The following is a 15,714-nucleotide window of genomic DNA, read 5'->3' as shown; positions in this document are numbered from 1 at the left end:
GTGGCGTCCTTCTCTTTCGGCTCCGGCAACGCGGCCAAGCTGCTCCGGATCCCGTTGTACGCCGTCGGGCGCCTCGGCACCTTCCTCGTCCCGCGAGGGCGACGCTGGGTGTTCGGCTGCGGCGCAGGCATCGGCGACGGAGCCCTCGCCCTGTACCACTACGCTTCTTCGCTCGGCCACGAGACCCTGTGGCTCACCGGGTCCGCGCGCGAGGAGCGGGAGGCGACCGCTCTCGGCATCCGCTTCGTCCGGAAGAACGGTCTGCGCGGCTGGTGGGCGACAGCCGGAGCGGGTGTCCTCGTCGTGACGCACGGCCTCGGCGACGTCAACCGCTACGCCGTCGGCGGCGCTTTCGTCGTCCAGCTCTGGCACGGGATCCCGCTGAAAAGGATCGGACTGGATTCGCCGGCCACGACGCAGGTGCCGAAGGTTCCCGGAGCACCCCTTCTACGCCGGGTGATCGCCCTCCTGTACCGTGCGACCGCCCAGCGGATCCGCGTGCTGCCGGCGGCTTCGACCCGTGCCAGGGGGCGATTGGAATCGGCATTCGGTCTCGGGGACGATCGGGTGGTCGTGACCGGTGAGCCGCGCGTCGATGTGCTCTCCGCCGGCTCGGGTGAGGAGCGTCGGAACGCGGCCTCCGGGCTTGTCCACCGCGTCGTCGGGGAGATCCCGGAGGGGGCGCGGACGATCCTGTATGCGCCGACCTGGCGTGACGGAGCGCCCGATCCGGCGGTGCCGTCCGCCACGGAGTGGGTCTTGATCCTCCGCCTCCTCGAAGAGCAGAACGTGGTGCTGCTCGTGAGGTCGCACCCTCTGGGAGCGGGGGGCTATGTGCCACCGCTGCCGAGCCGGAGGGTCCGCGCGCTCGGCGCGTCCGTCCTGGCCGATGTGACGCCTGCGCTCGCCGCCGTGGATGTGCTGGTCACCGACTACTCTTCGCTCGCGTACGACGTCGGACTGCTGAGGATGCCGGTGCTCTTCCTGGCCCCGGACGCGGCGGAGTATGCGCGCACTCGAGGCTTCTACGGTCGGTTCGAGGAGGTCGCCGGCTCCGCGACGGCCGCGGACTGGCCGTCGCTTCTCACGCAGCTCGAGCACCTCCTGTCCGATGCCGACTCGTACGACGCGGCGTCGGCACGTTCCGCTACGCTCAGCGCGACGATGCATGCGCATCGGGACGGTCGCAACACGGAGCGCGTGTACCGCGTGATCCGCGCACGGGGGATCCCCGCGCCGAAGGGAGCAGTATGACAACGGCCCGCATCGATGACGTGGCAGAGACGCTGGTCATCGCAGGGACCGGTCAGTGTCCGGCCACGGCGGCGCTCGTCGGACCGCGGGCGCGGGTGGAGGCTCGCGTCAGCGGAGGAGGCAAGACCTGGAAGGCCACGTTCGCCTTGGAGGCCTCGCGGTGGGGCGGGCCTTCGCTTCCGCTTCCCTCCGGCGCGTATGAACTGCAGATCGCGGACGCCGACCTCGACGCTCTGCACATCGATCCCGTCGTCCTCCGCGGTGTACGCGTCGCCGTCACCGGGAGCGCTGTCCGCATCGCACCGCCGATCGACCCCGTGTACGAGACCGCCGAGGGACGATCGACCCTCGAGGAGCGGTACGTCGCGCAGTCCGGCGGCACCGAGAACGCGGTCTTCTTCGAGAGCTTCTACGGCCGCAGCGTGGGCTGCAATCCGCGGGCGATCGACCGGGAGCTCGCAGCGAGGGCGCCCGGTGTGCGGCGCTACTGGAGCGTCGTCGACCTCTCCGTCGAGGTGCCGGACGGGGCGATCGCGGTCGTCGAAGGAAGCCCGCAGTGGTGGCACGCGCGGGGCGCTGCCCGGCTCCTCGTCGTGAACGACTGGCTGCGCCGTCGTTTCGCGCGCAAACCCGGACAGAAGGTCGTGCAGACCTGGCACGGGACGCCGTTGAAGCGCCTCGCGCTGCACCGTCCCGGTTTCGATCCGCGTCGGATGGCCGCCGTCGTGAAGGAATCGCGTCGATGGGACGTGCTGCTGGCTCAGAACACGTACTCCGAACGCATACTCCGCAAGGCATATGCGTTCTTCGGACGACCGATCTGGGTGGAGGGGTATCCCCGGAACGACGCGCTGATCACGGGGGATCCCGCCGCGATCCGCAAGGATCTGGGCATCGAGCCCGAGGAGCGGGTGCTTCTGTATGCCCCGACCTGGCGTGACGATCGCGCGGAGATGGTCGATTTCGTGGATGCGGAGCGTCTCGCCCGGGAGGTGAATGCCGTGGTGCTCGTGCGTGGGCACTCGCGGACGCTGGAACAAGGACGAGACCGTGCCGGAGCGCGCGTGATCGACGTGACGGGCTACCCGGAGACCGCGCGTCTGCTGCTCGCTGCGGACGCGCTGATCACCGACTACTCCTCGGTGATGTTCGACTTCAGCGTCACGGGCAAGCCGATGTACTTCCTGGTACCGGATCTCGATCACTATCGCGGTCAGTTGCGAGGTTTCTACTTCGACCTCGCGGAGCGGGCCCCGGGTCCGCTGGTGCGTACCCAGGAGGAACTGGCCGCGGCGCTCGAAGACCCGGAACACGAAGCCGCGTTCGCCGAGCGCTATACGGCGTGGCGACGACAGTTCAACTCCCGCGACGACGGCCGTGCCGCCGAGCGGGTGGTCGATCGCATCCTGGACCTCGGTTTCGTCACACCCTGATCCGGCCGCTCACCCGTCTCAGGGGAGTGGCGTGTTCCGGGTGCCTAAGCGCGAAGCATCCACGGTGTCCCGAGCGCCTCGGAGCACGCCGCCGAGGAACCCGATGCCCCACGAGAGGTGCATCGTGGGCAGGACGAGCAGAGTCCACAGCCGTTGGCGCGCACCGCCGCCGCCGGGCGCGAGAGCGACGCCCATCACCAGCAACACGTACAGGGCGAGTGGCCCGTAGACGAGGATCGAGGCGACCCAGGAGACCGTGACGGTGATGACTCCTGCCAGCTGGAGCGCCCCCAGGACGAGGGCGAGCGCGGCCACGAGCACGAGCGCGGGGGGAGCGAAATAGCGGAGGCCGTTGCGTCGCCCGAAGCGTCGCACAAGCTCACCCCGCCAGGCGCCCGTCGCGCGGAACTGCCGCGCCAGCCGCGTCCAGCTCTCCCGGGGCCAGTAGGTGACGGACAGGTCGGGATCGAACCAGACGCGGTGACCGGCCTGTCGGATGCGGAGGTTGAGCTCCCAGTCCTCGCCGCGCCGGATCGTCTCGTCGAAGAGACCCACCTCATCGAGAACCTGACGGCGCATGACGCCGAGGTAGGCCGACTCGGCCTCGCCCTCCTGCGAGCTTCCGTGGTAGGCGCCTCCGCCGAGTCCGACGGGGGAGTTGTAGAGGCGTGCGACGGATTTCTGGAACGGCGTACGCCCTTCGGCGTGCATGACACCGCCGACGTTGGCCGACGCCGTGCGTTCCAGCGTGGCCAGCGCTCGGGCGGCGTAGCCGGGGGAGAGTTCGGAGTGCGCGTCGACGCGGACGATCGTCGCGTAGCGGCTGGCGCGGATGGCGGCGTTCAGCCCCACGGGGATGTGCGCAGCCGGGTTGCCGACGAGCCGGATGCGCTCGTCCGTCTCTGCGAGCCGCTGGGCCAGCTCCGTCGTCCCATCGGTGGAGGGACCGAGAGCCAGCACGAGCTCCGTGGGCACATCGACGTCTTGAGCGAGCACGGACTCGACCGCGTGCTCCAGGTAGGCGTGTTCGTTGAGCACCGGCATCACGAAGGACACCCCGGGCAGGGGAGCGGCTGACTCATCGGCTGGCACATGACGATCATGTCACGGCGGCTTCCGGCTTTGCCTGAGGGGAAGCCGTCATGCGCGTCGCATCCCGGATCGTCCACAGGCCGGGGCACCCCGCGTGGACGAACTACTCTGGAGGGATGGGTGCACTGTCTGACGCGAAGAAGGCGTACCGTCTGCTGAAGCGGGCGCTCGCATCCCGGACCGCCGTCCAGCGGGTGCGTCGTCGCCTCGCCGAAACCGAGCCGTATCCGGCGGGGCACTTCAAAGTGGCGGTGTACTTCGCCGACGGTGCGGTCAACATGTACCAGATGCGGCAGTGGTATCGTCCGCTCGCGGAGCTCGCCCGCCGCTGGCCGGTCGTCGTGCTCTCGCGGCAGGCGACGGGCACCGAGAAGCTCCTGGACGAGGCCTCGCCTCCGGTCGCGTTCGTGCCGAAGGTCCGCGATCTCGAGCGCTTCATCGCGACGCAGGACATCCGCATCGTGCTGTACGTCAACCAGAACACCCGCAACTTCCAGATGTTCCGTTACGGGCGGCGGTGGCACGTGTTCATCAACCACGGCGAGTCCGACAAGATGTACATGACCACGAACCAGTACAAGGCGTACGACTATGCGTTCGTGGCCGGTCAGGCCGCGCGGGACCGCCTCTCGCGGACGCTCTGGGACTACGACGTTGATCGCCGCACGATCGAGATCGGGCGCCCTCAGGCCGATCACTACTCCGGCACGCTGCCCTTCGTCCCCGATGACCGTACGGTCGTGCTGTACGCCCCCACGTGGGAGGGCGACCGGCCCAGCGCGCACTACGGATCGATCGCATCGCACGGCGAAACCCTCGTGGCCCGCCTGCTCGCCACCGGACAGCACCGGGTGATCTATCGTCCGCATCCCCGCAGTGGCGTCGTCGATGAGGCCTACGGCGCCGCGCATCGACGGATCATCGCGGCTATCGCTGCAGCGAACGCCGCGGACCCGCGCGCCCAGCACGTCTACGACGACGGCCCCGAGCTCGGATGGCAGCTCACCGCCGCGGACGTCGCGATCGTCGACATCTCCGCCATGGTCTACGACCGGCTCGCGGCGGGGAAGCCGCTGATGATCACGCGCCCCACGGACGACCAGGCCTCTGTCGACACGCAGGGCTATCTGTCCGACTGCGAGTGGCTGACCGCCGAGTCGGCGGCGGACGTCGTCGCCGAGATCGAGCGCGTGCGGGTCGATGAGGCGGCGATCGCCCGACTGCGGATGTGGGTGCAGCACTACTTCGGCGACACCACACAGGGGGTGGCGACCGCGAAGTTCCATGCCGCCGTGGACGGGCTGATGCAGGAGTGGGAACGGTGGCAGGCCCACGAGGTGGGGGCGGTCCGCGAAGACGAGGATGACGACGACGAAGAAGCCGACGAAGAGGACGCATGAGCATCGGGTTCCCGCGCTCCACCGCGATCGTGCCGCGCCTGGAACTGGTGGCGCGAACGGGGTCGACCAACGCCGACCTTCGCGGGCATGCGCACGACGCGGACGGCTGGCCGCACCTCTCGGTCCTGGCGACGCACGACCAGACCGCGGGTCGCGGGCGGCTCGATCGGACCTGGGTGGCGCCGCATGGTTCAGCCCTTGCGGTTTCCGTGCTGTTGCGCGCTCTTCCGGCGGAACCGGCGTCGCGGGGCTGGATACCGCTGCTCGCGGGACTGGCGATGGCGGAGGCCGTGGCCGCGCAGCTCCCGGACGAGGAGGTCGCGGTGAAGTGGCCGAACGACGTGCTCGTCGACGGCCGGAAGATCTGCGGAATCCTCGCTGAGGCGGCGTCGGACGCCATCATCGTCGGCGCCGGAGTGAACACGGCGATGACGGTGGAGCAGCTTCCCGTCGCCACGGCGACATCGTTCGCGGCGCAGGGCGTCGACGTCGACGAGGATCGGCTGCTCGCCACCTACGTGACGGCGCTCGACACCCGGCTCACGGACCTCGTCGCCGCCGCCGGAGACGCCGTCGCGAGCGGCGCCCACGGTGCCGTCACCGAACGATGCGCGACTGTCGGGCAGGCGATCCGGGTGTCGATGCCGGGCGATCGCACGCAGGAAGGCACGGCCATCGGCCTCGATGCGGAAGGACGGCTGCTGGTCGTCTCCGAGGGCGTGGAGCACGCGATATCCGCCGGTGACGTCGTGCACGTGCGTCCTGCGGGAAACTGACACGCCGAGGCACACACGGGCTTGTCGGGGATCACAGGCACAATGGTGGGGTGACCCAGCCTGTGACGCTCGGCGGACGGCCTCTGATGCCGCCGCCCGGCACGCCTTCGGAGGAGTTGCTGATCGCACGCTTCCGGGGCCATGCCCGTCGACTGTTCTGGTCTGCACTCGTCCTCATCGCGACATTCGGCGCGACGGCCTACTTCTACGGCAACCTCCCGGCGGGGTATGAGGACTGGATGCTGCTCTCCGCGGCGGGCGCGCTGGTGCTTCTCGCCGTGGTGCTGCCGTTCATCGTCTGGTACTCGCGGAGCACGACGGTCACCACGCGACGTGTCATCGCCCACCACGGCGTCGGTGCCCGTCGACGCCGGGAGATGTCCCACGCTCGCGGCTACACGATCGCCGTCCGACGCGGGCCGCTGCAGCGCGTGTGGGGTGCGGGCACGATCACCCTGTCGAACGGCGTCGACGCGCCGATGCGTCTCGCGAACGTACCGAACGTGACGCTGGTCCATGAGACTCTCGCCGACCAGATCGAGGTCGGGCAGATCCTGGCGCATCGCGACGCGCAGGCGGGCGGAGACGAGTTCGACACGGCGTGACCAGACCCGTCCTGCCGGCGATCGACGATCGCGTAGGTGAGACGTGTCCGATCCTCCTGTGCACGTGCGGGAGAATGGGGTCGGACGAAGGGAGACGGCACATGGCTTTGCGTGTTGGCGTGATCGGTGGAGGGCAGCTGGCCCGGATGATGATCGCTCCGGCGGTCGAACTCGGGCTGGAGATCCGGGTGCTCGCCGAAGACGAAGGGATGTCCGCCGGACTCGCCGCGACGGCGGTCGGCGACTATCGCGATATCGACGTGGTGCGTGCGTTCGCCGCAGGAGTCGACGTCGTCACGTTCGACCACGAGCACGTGCCGCAGTCCGTGCTGCGTGCCCTCGTCGCCGATGGTGTGGTCGTGCACCCGGGCCCCGACGCCCTCCAGTTCGCCCAGGACAAGCTCGTCATGCGCGCCCGCCTCGCCGAGCTCGGCGTCCCTCAGCCGGACTGGGCCGCGGTGCGCGACGTCGCTGAGCTGCAGGCGTTCCTCGATGCCCACGCGGGCGCCGGTGTCGTGAAGACGCCTCGGGGCGGCTACGACGGCAAGGGTGTGCGCGTCGTCCGCGCGGCGGAAGAGGCACAGGACTGGCTCGATGCGCTGGCCGAGGGCGATGCACTCCTCGTGGAGGAGCTCGTCCCCTTCGTCCGCGAGCTCGCCCAGCAGGTGGCGCGTCGCCCCAGCGGCGACACTGTCGCGTACCCCGTGGTGGAGACGGTGCAGCGCGACGGCGTGTGCGCAGAGGTCATCGCCCCGGCACCCGCGGCAGCCGAGCGCCTCGTGCAGGTCGCTGAGGAGATCGGACGCACCATCGCGGAGGGACTCGGTGTGACGGGCATGCTCGCCGTGGAGCTGTTCGAGACCGACGATGAGCGGATCCTCGTCAACGAGCTGGCCATGCGACCGCACAACAGCGGTCACTGGAGCCAGGACGGCGCCGTCACCGGACAGTTCGAGCAGCATCTGCGCGCGGTCGTCGATCTGCCGTTGGGGAGCACGGCTCCTCGTGCAGCCTGGTCGGTGATGGTGAACATCCTCGGCGGTCCGGCGGAGGGCACGCTCGAGGAGCGCTTCCCCGCGGCGATGGTCGAGCACCCGCAGGCGAAGATCCACACGTACGGCAAAGCGCCACGACCCGGTCGCAAGGTCGGTCACGTGAACGTCGCGGATGACGATCTCGACGATGCCGTGTACGTCGCGCGTGCGGCCGCCGCACATTTCGTCTGAATCCTGCACGCCGGCGCACCTCTCACGGTCGGACATGCGGGACAAGACGCGCGCCGTTCGGGGTTTCTCACAGCGGTAGACCGTAGCCTGATCTGGTGACTGAGCCACTGCACTCCTCCGCTGTCCCTCTGGTCGGCGTCGTGATGGGATCCGATTCCGATTGGCGCGTGATGAGCGATGCGTCTCAGGCGCTCACCGACTTCGGCATCCCGCATGAGGTCGAGGTCGTCTCGGCCCACCGCACACCGGACAAGCTCATGTCGTATGCGCGGGAGGCACGCTCCCGCGGTATCCGCGTGATCATCGCCGGCGCCGGGGGAGCGGCCCACCTTCCGGGCATGCTCGCCTCGATGACGCCGCTTCCCGTGGTCGGCGTTCCCGTGCCGCTCGCCTACCTCGACGGCATGGACTCCCTGCTCTCGATCGTGCAGATGCCCGCCGGCATCCCCGTCGCGACCGTGTCCATCGGCGGCGCCCGCAACGCGGGGCTCCTGGCGGCCCGCATCCTGGGGACGGCGGACACGGATCTCGCCGACCGGGTGGACGCGTACGCCCGCGATCTCGAGGCACAGGTCGAGGAGAAGAACGAACGGTTGAAGGGGTCGCTGTGACCCTTGCGCCTCCGCGCGCAACACAGCGCCCGCTCATCGAGACACGCCCTCTGCGGCACCCCGATGTGGCTGACTCGGGGATGATGGCCAAGCGCGGGTGGTGGCTCGTCGCCCTCAATCTCCTGGTCCCCGGATCTGCGCAGGTGCTCGCGGGCAACCGCAGGCTCGGCCGCTTCGGGCTCGGCGCGACTCTGCTGGCGTGGCTCCTCGCGGTGGTGGCGCTCGGCCTCGCGCTCTTCGCCCGCCCGGCCCTGCTGTGGCTCACGATCGGAGGCGGGCTGTTCTCCGCCGCGATCCTCACCGTCATCCAGGTGCTCCTCGTCGGCTACATCGTGCTCTGGGTCGTGTTGACCTTCGATGCCCTGCGGCTGGTGCGACTCGTGAAGGTCCCCGGACCCTCTCGCCTCGCCATCCCGGTCGTCGCGCTGGTGCTGCTGGGGCTCGTGAGCGGTGGCGTCGGGTATGCCGCGACCGCGGTGGGGTCGGTGCGCAGCACGATCGGGGCGATCTTCGGGCAGAGCGGACCGAGCGTCGAGCCGAGCGACGGTTACTACAACATCCTGCTCCTGGGTGCGGACAGCGGCGACGGGCGTGACTCGATGCGCTTCGACAGCATCTCGGTCGTCTCGGTGAACGCCGATACCGGGGCCGTGACGATCACCGGCATCCCGCGTGAACTCCCGAGCGCGCCGTTCAGCGAGGGGAGCCCGATGCAGGAGCTCTACCCGAACGGCTTCGAAGGGCACGGCTCTTCCACCTGCGGGTGGAACGGATGGATGAACCACATCCGCAACGCCGCGGAGGTCTGTCGAGAAGACGGCGGCACCGGGCTCTATCCTGACGCGAAGGCCAACGGCTCCGAGCCGGGTATCGAGGCGACGAAGGACGCGGCGGAGGGTGTTCTCGGAATCGAGATCCCCTACTACGTCTTCGTCGACATGCACGGGTTCGCCGAGCTCGTCGATGCGCTCGGTGGAGTGCAGATCAACGTCACCGAGCGTCTGCCCAAGGGCGGACCGCCGGAGGGCTGGACCGGCACCGATGTGAACGAGTGGGCGATCGGCTGGATCGAGCCGGGGGAGCAGCGGATGGACGGTGACACCGCCCAGTGGTACGCCCGTTCGCGCTACACGACGAGTGACTGGGATCGGATGAAGCGTCAGCGGGAGCTGCAGGAGGCGATCCTCGCGCAGTTCACCCCGCAGACGGTGCTCACGAGGTTCAACGAGGTGGCGGCGGCGGGGACGGCTCTGATCAGCACGGATCTCCCGTCGGACAAGCTGCCGGAGTTCTTCGATCTGATGCTCAAGGCGAAGGAACAGCCTGTCACGACGATCGAGCTCACCCCTGATTCCGGAGTGGATGAGCACCAGCCGGACTACGCGTACATCCACGATCTGATCCGGCAGACGTTGCACCCCCCGACGGAGACGCCGACCCCCGCTCCCTGACGCGGTGCCTTCCAGTCATCGGGTGCACTCCGTCACGGCGGGAACGGGCGAGCCGGGCACCAGGTGCACGACGAAGCCCACGGTCACCACCTCCGAGGAGGGGGAGCCGTGGGCTGGCGGTGCGCCCGCCGGACGCACCAGACGACGGTGATCGGAGGGGGAGGGATCACCGTCGTCCAGTCGACCACCGCGCGAGGCGGCAGCCGGACCTAGGCGCGCTTGCGGCGAGATGCTCCGACGGCGACCAGGGCGCCACCGGCGACCAGCGCTGCGGCGCCACCGCCGAGGACCCATGGCGAGACGCTGCCGCCGGTGAGGGCGAGTTCGAACCCGCCGGCAGACGCCGCGTTGTCTCCGCCCGTGAGCGGCAGCTCGGTACCCGCGGGGGCCACACCAGGATCGTGGTCGCAGGACGTGGCCGCGTCGTGGCCGTGCGACACCGTGATGGTGGCGGTGTACGAACGCGATCCGTTGAAGGAGACAGCGTACGAGCCCTCACCATCGGCCGGGGGTCGGAACGTGTAGGTCAGTCCGCCGTCTGCGCCAGCGGTGCTGCCCGAGCCCGCGGCCCGAGCGGCCTCGAGTCCGGAGATGGAGACGCTCACGTTCTCGGAAGGCAGGAAGTATCCTGCTCCGAAAACGATGGTCGAGACCTCGCAGGTGTCGATGATCGGGTCGCTGACCTTGACTCCCGGAGGCGTCGGGTAGTCGTTGGACGACGCGGTCGGAGCGAGCGTCGGCGCCGCCGTCGCTACGGCCGGCGCAGCGAGTACGAGCGCGCCAGCGGTGAGGCTGATGGCAGCCAGTTTCTTCAGCATGATTTCTCCCCAGAATTTCACGCGGAATCGCCTCCGGATACACCCCTGCATCCGACTGCGTGGAGCCTTCCTGCCCCCACGGCAGGTTTGCAGACCCCAGATATTCCCCAGTGAGTCGACAGTACCCTATCGAGCGGGGAATGTCACGATGCGCAGGTCAGTGGCTTGCGTGTCGCATCGGGCTCGTCGACCAGCGGTGTGTGCAGGATCTGCGTGAGCCGCTCTCCGGCGCCGGTTCCCTGGTACTCCACGGTGATCGTCGTCGACTCGCCCGGCGCGAGCGAGACCTCGTGCTGCACCACGGAGCGGCCATCGAGCATGGCTGTCTGCACGCCCTCTTCTTCGCCGTCCCGGTCGATGTGGGAGGGCGTCGCGCCGGCAGGGCCGTAGACCGCGATGAGTGTGCGCACCGTGCCGGCCGGGACCCCGTAGTAGCCGTCCCCGGTGACGTAGGCGGGGAGGGACGTCGCGGCGTCCGCGGGCGCGGCGTTGGTCCACGTCACTTGCACCTGAGTCGTCGGCGCGCCGTTGCAGGTGCCCACGGAAGTCGAGAAGGCGCCGCGGGCGTAGTAGTCCATCTTCCCGCCGGTGCTGTCGTTGATCAGCACGCCCACGTAGGTGGCGTCCGCATCGTCCTCGGGGATCGTCCCTCCCAGCGCGGACGAGGCGAGGAACTCCTCTTCGTCCGCGTGCGCACTCCAGATGCGGATCCGGCCCTCCTCGGCGGATTCGGCCAGGGCTCCGATCAGCGCCTTCGGGTCCCCACCGGACAAGGCTGCGCTGAAGAGCGCACCGGCCGCTTGGGCGAAGATCTCATCCTGTACGGCGGGGTCGGGGACGGCCGCGTAGATCTCCGAGAGCAGGATGCCGGTGATGTTCTCGGCGGTCGCGGTGAACGGCCCGAACGTGAGGTCTCCCGTCACGGCCATCAGGTTCTCCGCGACGATGGCGTCGACGGCGATGACGCCATCGACCGTTCCGCCGAATCGTCCCGTCCACCGCGCGGCGATGGTCTCTCCGGCCTCGGTGAAGTCCGGGATGCTGGTGATGTTCTGCAGGAAGCGGCCCGGCCGATCCTCGAACAGGGCGACCGTCGAATCGCTGAGCGGCAGGGGGGTGTCGAGGGCGGGGAAGTCCCGTGTCGAAGCCTGCTTCTGGAGGGTGATCTTCCCGTTCTCCGCGTGGAGCAGAGCGACTGAGCCGATGATCCCGCCCGACGAGCGCTGCTCTGCGTTGTTCTGCATCGCCAGCACGTAGTTGCGGGGGCCTTCCCCTCCGAGCATCGTCGGCAGGAGGACGGCGGCGCCGTGGAGCGCACCGACCGCCGTGGCAGCCTCGGTGACGGCGGACCGCATCTGATCGATGGCCTCTGCGAGCGGTGGGAGGGTGGCGTCGGCGTCGATGCGTCTGGCCTGCAGCTCCGCAGCTCCGAGCGCGGTGCTGGCCGTGCGGAGCGGCTTCTCGATCTCGGCGAACGGGGCGAGGTCGATGGTGCCGCCCACGAACCCGAGGCTTGCGAGATCGAGGCCGTCCGCCACCTCCAGCAGAGGGGCGAGAGCATCCGTTGAGACGCTGTCGGCGATGTCGGCGATCTCGCTCACGGCACGGAAGTTCGGACCGAGCCAGGGGACGAGGCCGAACGCCTGCCACACCGGGTCCGAGGTCAGGTCGACGGCCGACGCTGCGCTGCGCGCGACGCTCCGGGCGACCGGCTCCGCGCCGTCGAGGTCTCCCGCCGCGATCGTCTTCTTCAGCTGCGTCGCTCCGTCTGCGACGTCCTGGAGGTCGTTCACCGCGCCGATCCCCCGAACGGTGACCCACCCGATCGCGATGAGGAGAAACGCGAGGAACGCGCCGATGGTCCACCCGATCCATCGGCGCCTGACGGGAAGCCGGCCATCGCTCACCCGAGCATTCAAGCATGAACGGTGGTGCCGGTGGTGGCCGGAAACTGTGGGAACGCTGATATTCGTGCGCCACGGGTGGTGCGCTCCACGGGGGCGTCGCAGCCCGAGGATAGCCTGAGCGCATGGGAGCTCGGCTGCGTTTCGTTCTGGATCAACTCGGCCAGATCGTCGACCCCGATCTCGCCTCCGCTGCGGTGGATCTGGCCCACGGAGTGATTGCGACAGCACCCTCCGGTTGCACGGTGGACCTCATCGTTCCGGCGGGCTCCGAGGCGACGATCCGCGGAGTGGGAGAGGTGCGCACCCTCGGTCTGGCGCGTCGTGAGCTGGCGGCCTCCTGGCAGCTCGGCATCGCTCCCGGGGTCGGCGGCGGCATGATCCATTCGCCGAGCCTGTTCGCTCCTCTCGTGAAACACGATCGCGTCCACGACGATGACCAGACGACGGTCACGCTGTGGGACCTGCGCGCGTGGGATGCGCCGGAGCTGCTGTCGAAGAACCAGGTCTCCTGGCAGCGAGGGATGCTTCGCCGGGCGGTCAAACATGCCGATGCCGTCGTGGTGCCCTCGCACGCGGTCGCTGCGCGGCTCTCCGAACTCGCACGTCTGGGTGATCGTGTGCGCGTGATCGCGGGGGCGCCGCCTCGGGGGTTCGTCGTCCCGGATGACGCCGGTCGTCGCCGGAATGCGCTGTCGCTGCCGGACGAGTACGTGGTGCTCACCGGCTCGGAGTCGTCCTTGCGGGACGGTTTCCGCGGGGCCGTGGCGGCGGCGGTCGACGCCGTCGTGCTCGATGCTCCGGACGGGGCGGAGCCTCGCTACGTCGAGATCGCATCCGCAGCAGGCCTCCCGGAGCGTCGCGCCCATGTGCGGGGTGCGCTGGCAGTCGAAGATCGTGCGGCCGTGCTCGCCGGTGCGTCGGTCTTCGCTGCGACTGGCGACTTCGCGGGCTGGCCGTGGCGGGCCGTCGAGGCGATGGCCCTCGGAGTCCCTGTCGTGGCTATCGACACCGGCTCCCATCGTGACGTCGTCGCGGACGGCGGCACGCTCGTGGCGGCGGACGAGATCGCAGGTGCGATCGAGCAGGCGGCGGGGCCGGCGGCCGAGCGGCTCCGGATTCTCGCGTCCGACCGATCGAGGGCGTTCTCCTGGGCCAGCTCGGGGGAGCGCCTCTGGGGTCTGCACGCCGACCTGTGATCCGCTGAGAGTCAACTGCACATCAGGGCGACACGCCGAAAACTTGTGTCGTGAACGGCGCAACAGTGGCATCATCGCGCAACTTCCGTCACACTGGTCACATGTCTCGACGTGCCCCACGCTCGCGAAACACCCTGAGGACCCACCCGCTCCTCACCTGTTTCCTCGCTGTCTCCGCCCTGGTGATCGGAACGGTGGTCCCCGCCGCCGCTGCCCAGGCCTCCGTCTCTGCGCCCAAGGTCAGCGTCTCGAGCGCCGTCGCCGATCCGGCGACGACGGGAATCGCGAAGAGCACGCTCGTCGGCTTCACGCCGGGAAACATCATCAGCGACGCCGTGTTCACGAACAAGAGCACGATGACCGAGGCGCAGATCCAGACCTTCTTCAACAGCAAGGTCTCACGATGCCTCGGCGGTCGGGATGAGAACAACGAGCCGATCGTCTGCCTCAAGGACTTCCGGATGAACACCGTCACGCGTCCTGCGGACGCGTACTGCTCCGGCTACTCCGGCGCCGCGAACGAGTCCGCGGCCCGCATCATCTATCGCGTCTCCCAGGCCTGCAACATCAACCCACAGGTGTTGATCGTCATGCTGCAGAAGGAGCAGGGGCTTATCACCCACGTCTGGCCGAGCGCGTGGCGCTACCGGATCGCGCTGGGGCAGGGATGTCCCGATACAGCCCCGTGCGACCCGAACTACATCGGCTTCTTCCACCAGATCTACGGCGCGGCGCGTCAGATGCAGATCTACATGGAGGGCAAGTGGTTCCAGTGGTACGCCCCGGGCAAGACCTGGAACATCCTCTACAACCCGAAGGCGTCTTGCGGGTCGGCCCCGGTCTACGTCGCGAACAAGGCGACCTCGGCGCTCTACTACTACACGCCGTACCAGCCCAATGCCGCCGCGATGCGCGCGGGCTACGGGGAGGGCGACGGATGCTCGGCGTACGGCAACCGCAACTTCTACAACTACTTCACCGACTGGTTCGGCTCCACGCAGTCGAATGCTCTCGGAGAGGGGGCTCAGGCGATCAGCGCTGCGTGGGCGGCGGCTGGCGGGAAGTCCGGATCGTGGGGCAATCGCCTCGACGCGCCCGCGTGCTCGGGATCGGTACCGTGCGGTCATGTTTTCGAGAAGGCGATCGCATACTGGCAACCCGGGAAAGGGGTGATTCTGGCGACGGGATCCATTGCACTGTGGGTGCGCTCGCAGGGGGTCGCCACGACCGGATACCCCGATTCAGCTCCCGTTTCGGTCACCGAGAACGGCGGTGGTGTCGCCCAGTCGTTCACGAAGGTGCTTGTGAACGCGGGTCCGAGCGGGATCTTCGCTGTCAGCGGCCTCACCCGCACAGCCCATGGCGAGCTCGGCGGAGTGCGTCAGGCCACTGGATGGCCGACTTCTGCGAAGACGTGCTCGAAGAACACCGACTACTGCGTTCAGAGCTTTCAGAAAGCCGTCATCTCCGAAGTCGGGGGTCACGCCTACGCGGTTGCGGAACCGACGGTGCTTTCCAAGTACATCGCGGAAGGGGGGCCCAAGGGGCGTCTGGGGATCCCGACGAGTGACCTCGTTTCCTCCAGTGCGAGCGGGGGCGGACAGGAACAGGCCTTTGTCGGAGGCGCGATCGGCAAGACATCTGCAGGCGTGTTCTCCATGACCGGAGAGATCCGCGTCGCTCATAGCAGAGCCGGCGGTGTGAGCGGCCAACTCGGTTGGGTCACGAGCGACAGCGTCTGCAATCTCCCGAAGGGAGCCTGCGTGCAGACATACCAAAAGGGTTCGGTCGTTCAGACCGGTGCCACTGCGTTCTTCGTCGCGGGTCCGGTTGCGACGTTCTATCAGTCCAATGGTGGTCCGGCGGGTGCGTTGGGTTATCCGGTGAGTGACACGATTCCGGTTTCGGCGAACGGTGGCGGTGTTGCGCAGGCTTTCACGAATGG

The 15,714-nt window shown here is 68.7% G+C and carries 14 protein-coding genes; 10 read left to right on the top strand and 4 right to left on the bottom strand.

Features of this window, described 5'->3' with window-relative positions; translation table 11 throughout:
- Nucleotides 1–1,254, top strand: a complete 1,254-nt coding sequence (locus KV397_RS10645; RefSeq protein WP_261811245.1) for a CDP-glycerol glycerophosphotransferase family protein — start codon at nucleotides 1–3, stop codon at nucleotides 1,252–1,254.
- Nucleotides 1,251–2,687, top strand: a complete 1,437-nt coding sequence (locus KV397_RS10640) for a CDP-glycerol glycerophosphotransferase family protein (protein ID WP_261811244.1) — start codon at nucleotides 1,251–1,253, stop codon at nucleotides 2,685–2,687. The genes KV397_RS10645 and KV397_RS10640 overlap by 4 nt, the downstream gene beginning before the upstream one ends.
- A gap of 18 nt (nucleotides 2,688–2,705) precedes the next feature.
- Here the strand turns inward: KV397_RS10640 and KV397_RS10635 are convergent, their stop codons facing one another.
- Nucleotides 2,706–3,779 (bottom strand): glycosyltransferase family 2 protein, encoded by a 1,074-nt coding sequence (locus KV397_RS10635; RefSeq protein ID WP_261811243.1) that lies wholly within the window; start codon nucleotides 3,777–3,779, stop codon nucleotides 2,706–2,708.
- A 116-nt stretch (nucleotides 3,780–3,895) separates the two neighbouring features.
- On the opposite strand from KV397_RS10635, the gene KV397_RS10630 reads away from it, so the two are divergent.
- The 6 genes from KV397_RS10630 to KV397_RS10605 all read left to right on the top strand — a co-directional run bounded on the left by KV397_RS10630 (nucleotide 3,896) and on the right by KV397_RS10605 (nucleotide 9,848).
- A complete protein-coding gene (locus KV397_RS10630; protein WP_131491933.1) occupies nucleotides 3,896–5,179 on the top strand; it encodes a CDP-glycerol glycerophosphotransferase family protein in 1,284 nt (427 codons plus the stop codon).
- Nucleotides 5,176–5,955 (top strand): biotin--[acetyl-CoA-carboxylase] ligase, encoded by a 780-nt coding sequence (locus tag KV397_RS10625; protein WP_261811242.1) that lies wholly within the window; start codon nucleotides 5,176–5,178, stop codon nucleotides 5,953–5,955. Before KV397_RS10630 ends, KV397_RS10625 begins: the two co-directional genes overlap by 4 nt.
- A gap of 86 nt (nucleotides 5,956–6,041) precedes the next feature.
- Nucleotides 6,042–6,560 (top strand): PH domain-containing protein, encoded by a 519-nt coding sequence (locus tag KV397_RS10620; protein ID WP_208526583.1) that lies wholly within the window; start codon nucleotides 6,042–6,044, stop codon nucleotides 6,558–6,560.
- Between the two features lie 101 nt (nucleotides 6,561–6,661).
- Nucleotides 6,662–7,786 carry a 5-(carboxyamino)imidazole ribonucleotide synthase gene (locus KV397_RS10615; RefSeq protein ID WP_261811241.1) on the top strand — a complete coding sequence of 375 codons (1,125 nt, stop codon included), beginning with the start codon at nucleotides 6,662–6,664 and terminating at the stop codon, nucleotides 7,784–7,786.
- A 143-nt stretch (nucleotides 7,787–7,929) separates the two neighbouring features.
- Complete coding sequence (gene purE, locus KV397_RS10610; protein ID WP_131491993.1) at nucleotides 7,930–8,397, top strand: 5-(carboxyamino)imidazole ribonucleotide mutase; 468 nt, start codon at nucleotides 7,930–7,932, stop codon at nucleotides 8,395–8,397.
- Nucleotides 8,394–9,848, top strand: coding sequence for an LCP family protein (locus tag KV397_RS10605; RefSeq protein ID WP_153243859.1), 1,455 nt, complete (start codon nucleotides 8,394–8,396; stop codon nucleotides 9,846–9,848). The genes purE and KV397_RS10605 overlap by 4 nt, the downstream gene beginning before the upstream one ends.
- A 209-nt stretch (nucleotides 9,849–10,057) precedes the next feature.
- On the opposite strand, the gene KV397_RS10600 is transcribed toward KV397_RS10605, so the two are convergent.
- Together KV397_RS10600 and KV397_RS10595 are read right to left on the bottom strand one after the other, a co-directional pair.
- Entirely contained in the window at nucleotides 10,058–10,666 is a 609-nt protein-coding gene (locus KV397_RS10600) for a hypothetical protein (protein ID WP_131491938.1), read from the bottom strand.
- A 143-nt stretch (nucleotides 10,667–10,809) separates the two neighbouring features.
- Nucleotides 10,810–12,573 carry a DUF4012 domain-containing protein gene (locus KV397_RS10595; RefSeq protein ID WP_261811240.1) on the bottom strand — a complete coding sequence of 588 codons (1,764 nt, stop codon included), beginning with the start codon at nucleotides 12,571–12,573 and terminating at the stop codon, nucleotides 10,810–10,812.
- A gap of 122 nt (nucleotides 12,574–12,695) precedes the next feature.
- Between KV397_RS10595 and KV397_RS10590 the strand changes: the two genes are divergently transcribed.
- The gene (locus KV397_RS10590; RefSeq protein WP_261811239.1) at nucleotides 12,696–13,769 is read left to right on the top strand and encodes a glycosyltransferase; all 1,074 of its coding nucleotides are present in this window, start codon (nucleotides 12,696–12,698) and stop codon (nucleotides 13,767–13,769) included.
- A 97-nt stretch (nucleotides 13,770–13,866) separates the two neighbouring features.
- On the opposite strand, the gene KV397_RS10585 is transcribed toward KV397_RS10590, so the two are convergent.
- On the bottom strand, nucleotides 13,867–14,157 hold the full coding sequence (locus KV397_RS10585) for a hypothetical protein (protein WP_261811238.1): 291 nt from the start codon (nucleotides 14,155–14,157) through the stop codon (nucleotides 13,867–13,869).
- Between KV397_RS10585 and KV397_RS10580 the strand changes: the two genes are divergently transcribed.
- Nucleotides 14,126–15,714 (top strand): LGFP repeat-containing protein (locus KV397_RS10580; protein ID WP_407665260.1); only part of this gene is annotated, 1,589 nt, incomplete at its 3' end. The genes KV397_RS10585 and KV397_RS10580 overlap by 32 nt on opposite strands.

It is taken from the genome of Microbacterium aurugineum (assembly GCF_023101205.1).
In the GTDB taxonomy this organism is placed as follows: domain Bacteria; phylum Actinomycetota; class Actinomycetes; order Actinomycetales; family Microbacteriaceae; genus Microbacterium; species Microbacterium aurugineum.
Note: the sequence above shows the minus strand (reverse complement) of the source record. Positions and strands in the feature narration are given on the sequence as shown.

Excerpts from the sequence above, each read along its gene's own strand:
- KV397_RS10625 (WP_261811242.1), top strand. The coding sequence starts at position 5,176 with ATGAGCATCGGGTTCCCGCGCTCCACCGCGATCGTGCCGCGCCTGGAA.
- KV397_RS10600 (WP_131491938.1), bottom strand. The coding sequence starts at position 10,666 with ATGCTGAAGAAACTGGCTGCCATCAGCCTCACCGCTGGCGCGCTCGTA.
- purE (WP_131491993.1), top strand. The coding sequence starts at position 7,930 with ATGGGATCCGATTCCGATTGGCGCGTGATGAGCGATGCGTCTCAGGCG.
- KV397_RS10620 (WP_208526583.1), top strand. The coding sequence starts at position 6,042 with ATGCCGCCGCCCGGCACGCCTTCGGAGGAGTTGCTGATCGCACGCTTC.
- KV397_RS10630 (WP_131491933.1), top strand. The coding sequence starts at position 3,896 with ATGGGTGCACTGTCTGACGCGAAGAAGGCGTACCGTCTGCTGAAGCGG.
- KV397_RS10640 (WP_261811244.1), top strand. The coding sequence starts at position 1,251 with ATGACAACGGCCCGCATCGATGACGTGGCAGAGACGCTGGTCATCGCA.
- KV397_RS10615 (WP_261811241.1), top strand. The coding sequence starts at position 6,662 with ATGGCTTTGCGTGTTGGCGTGATCGGTGGAGGGCAGCTGGCCCGGATG.
- KV397_RS10590 (WP_261811239.1), top strand. The coding sequence starts at position 12,696 with ATGGGAGCTCGGCTGCGTTTCGTTCTGGATCAACTCGGCCAGATCGTC.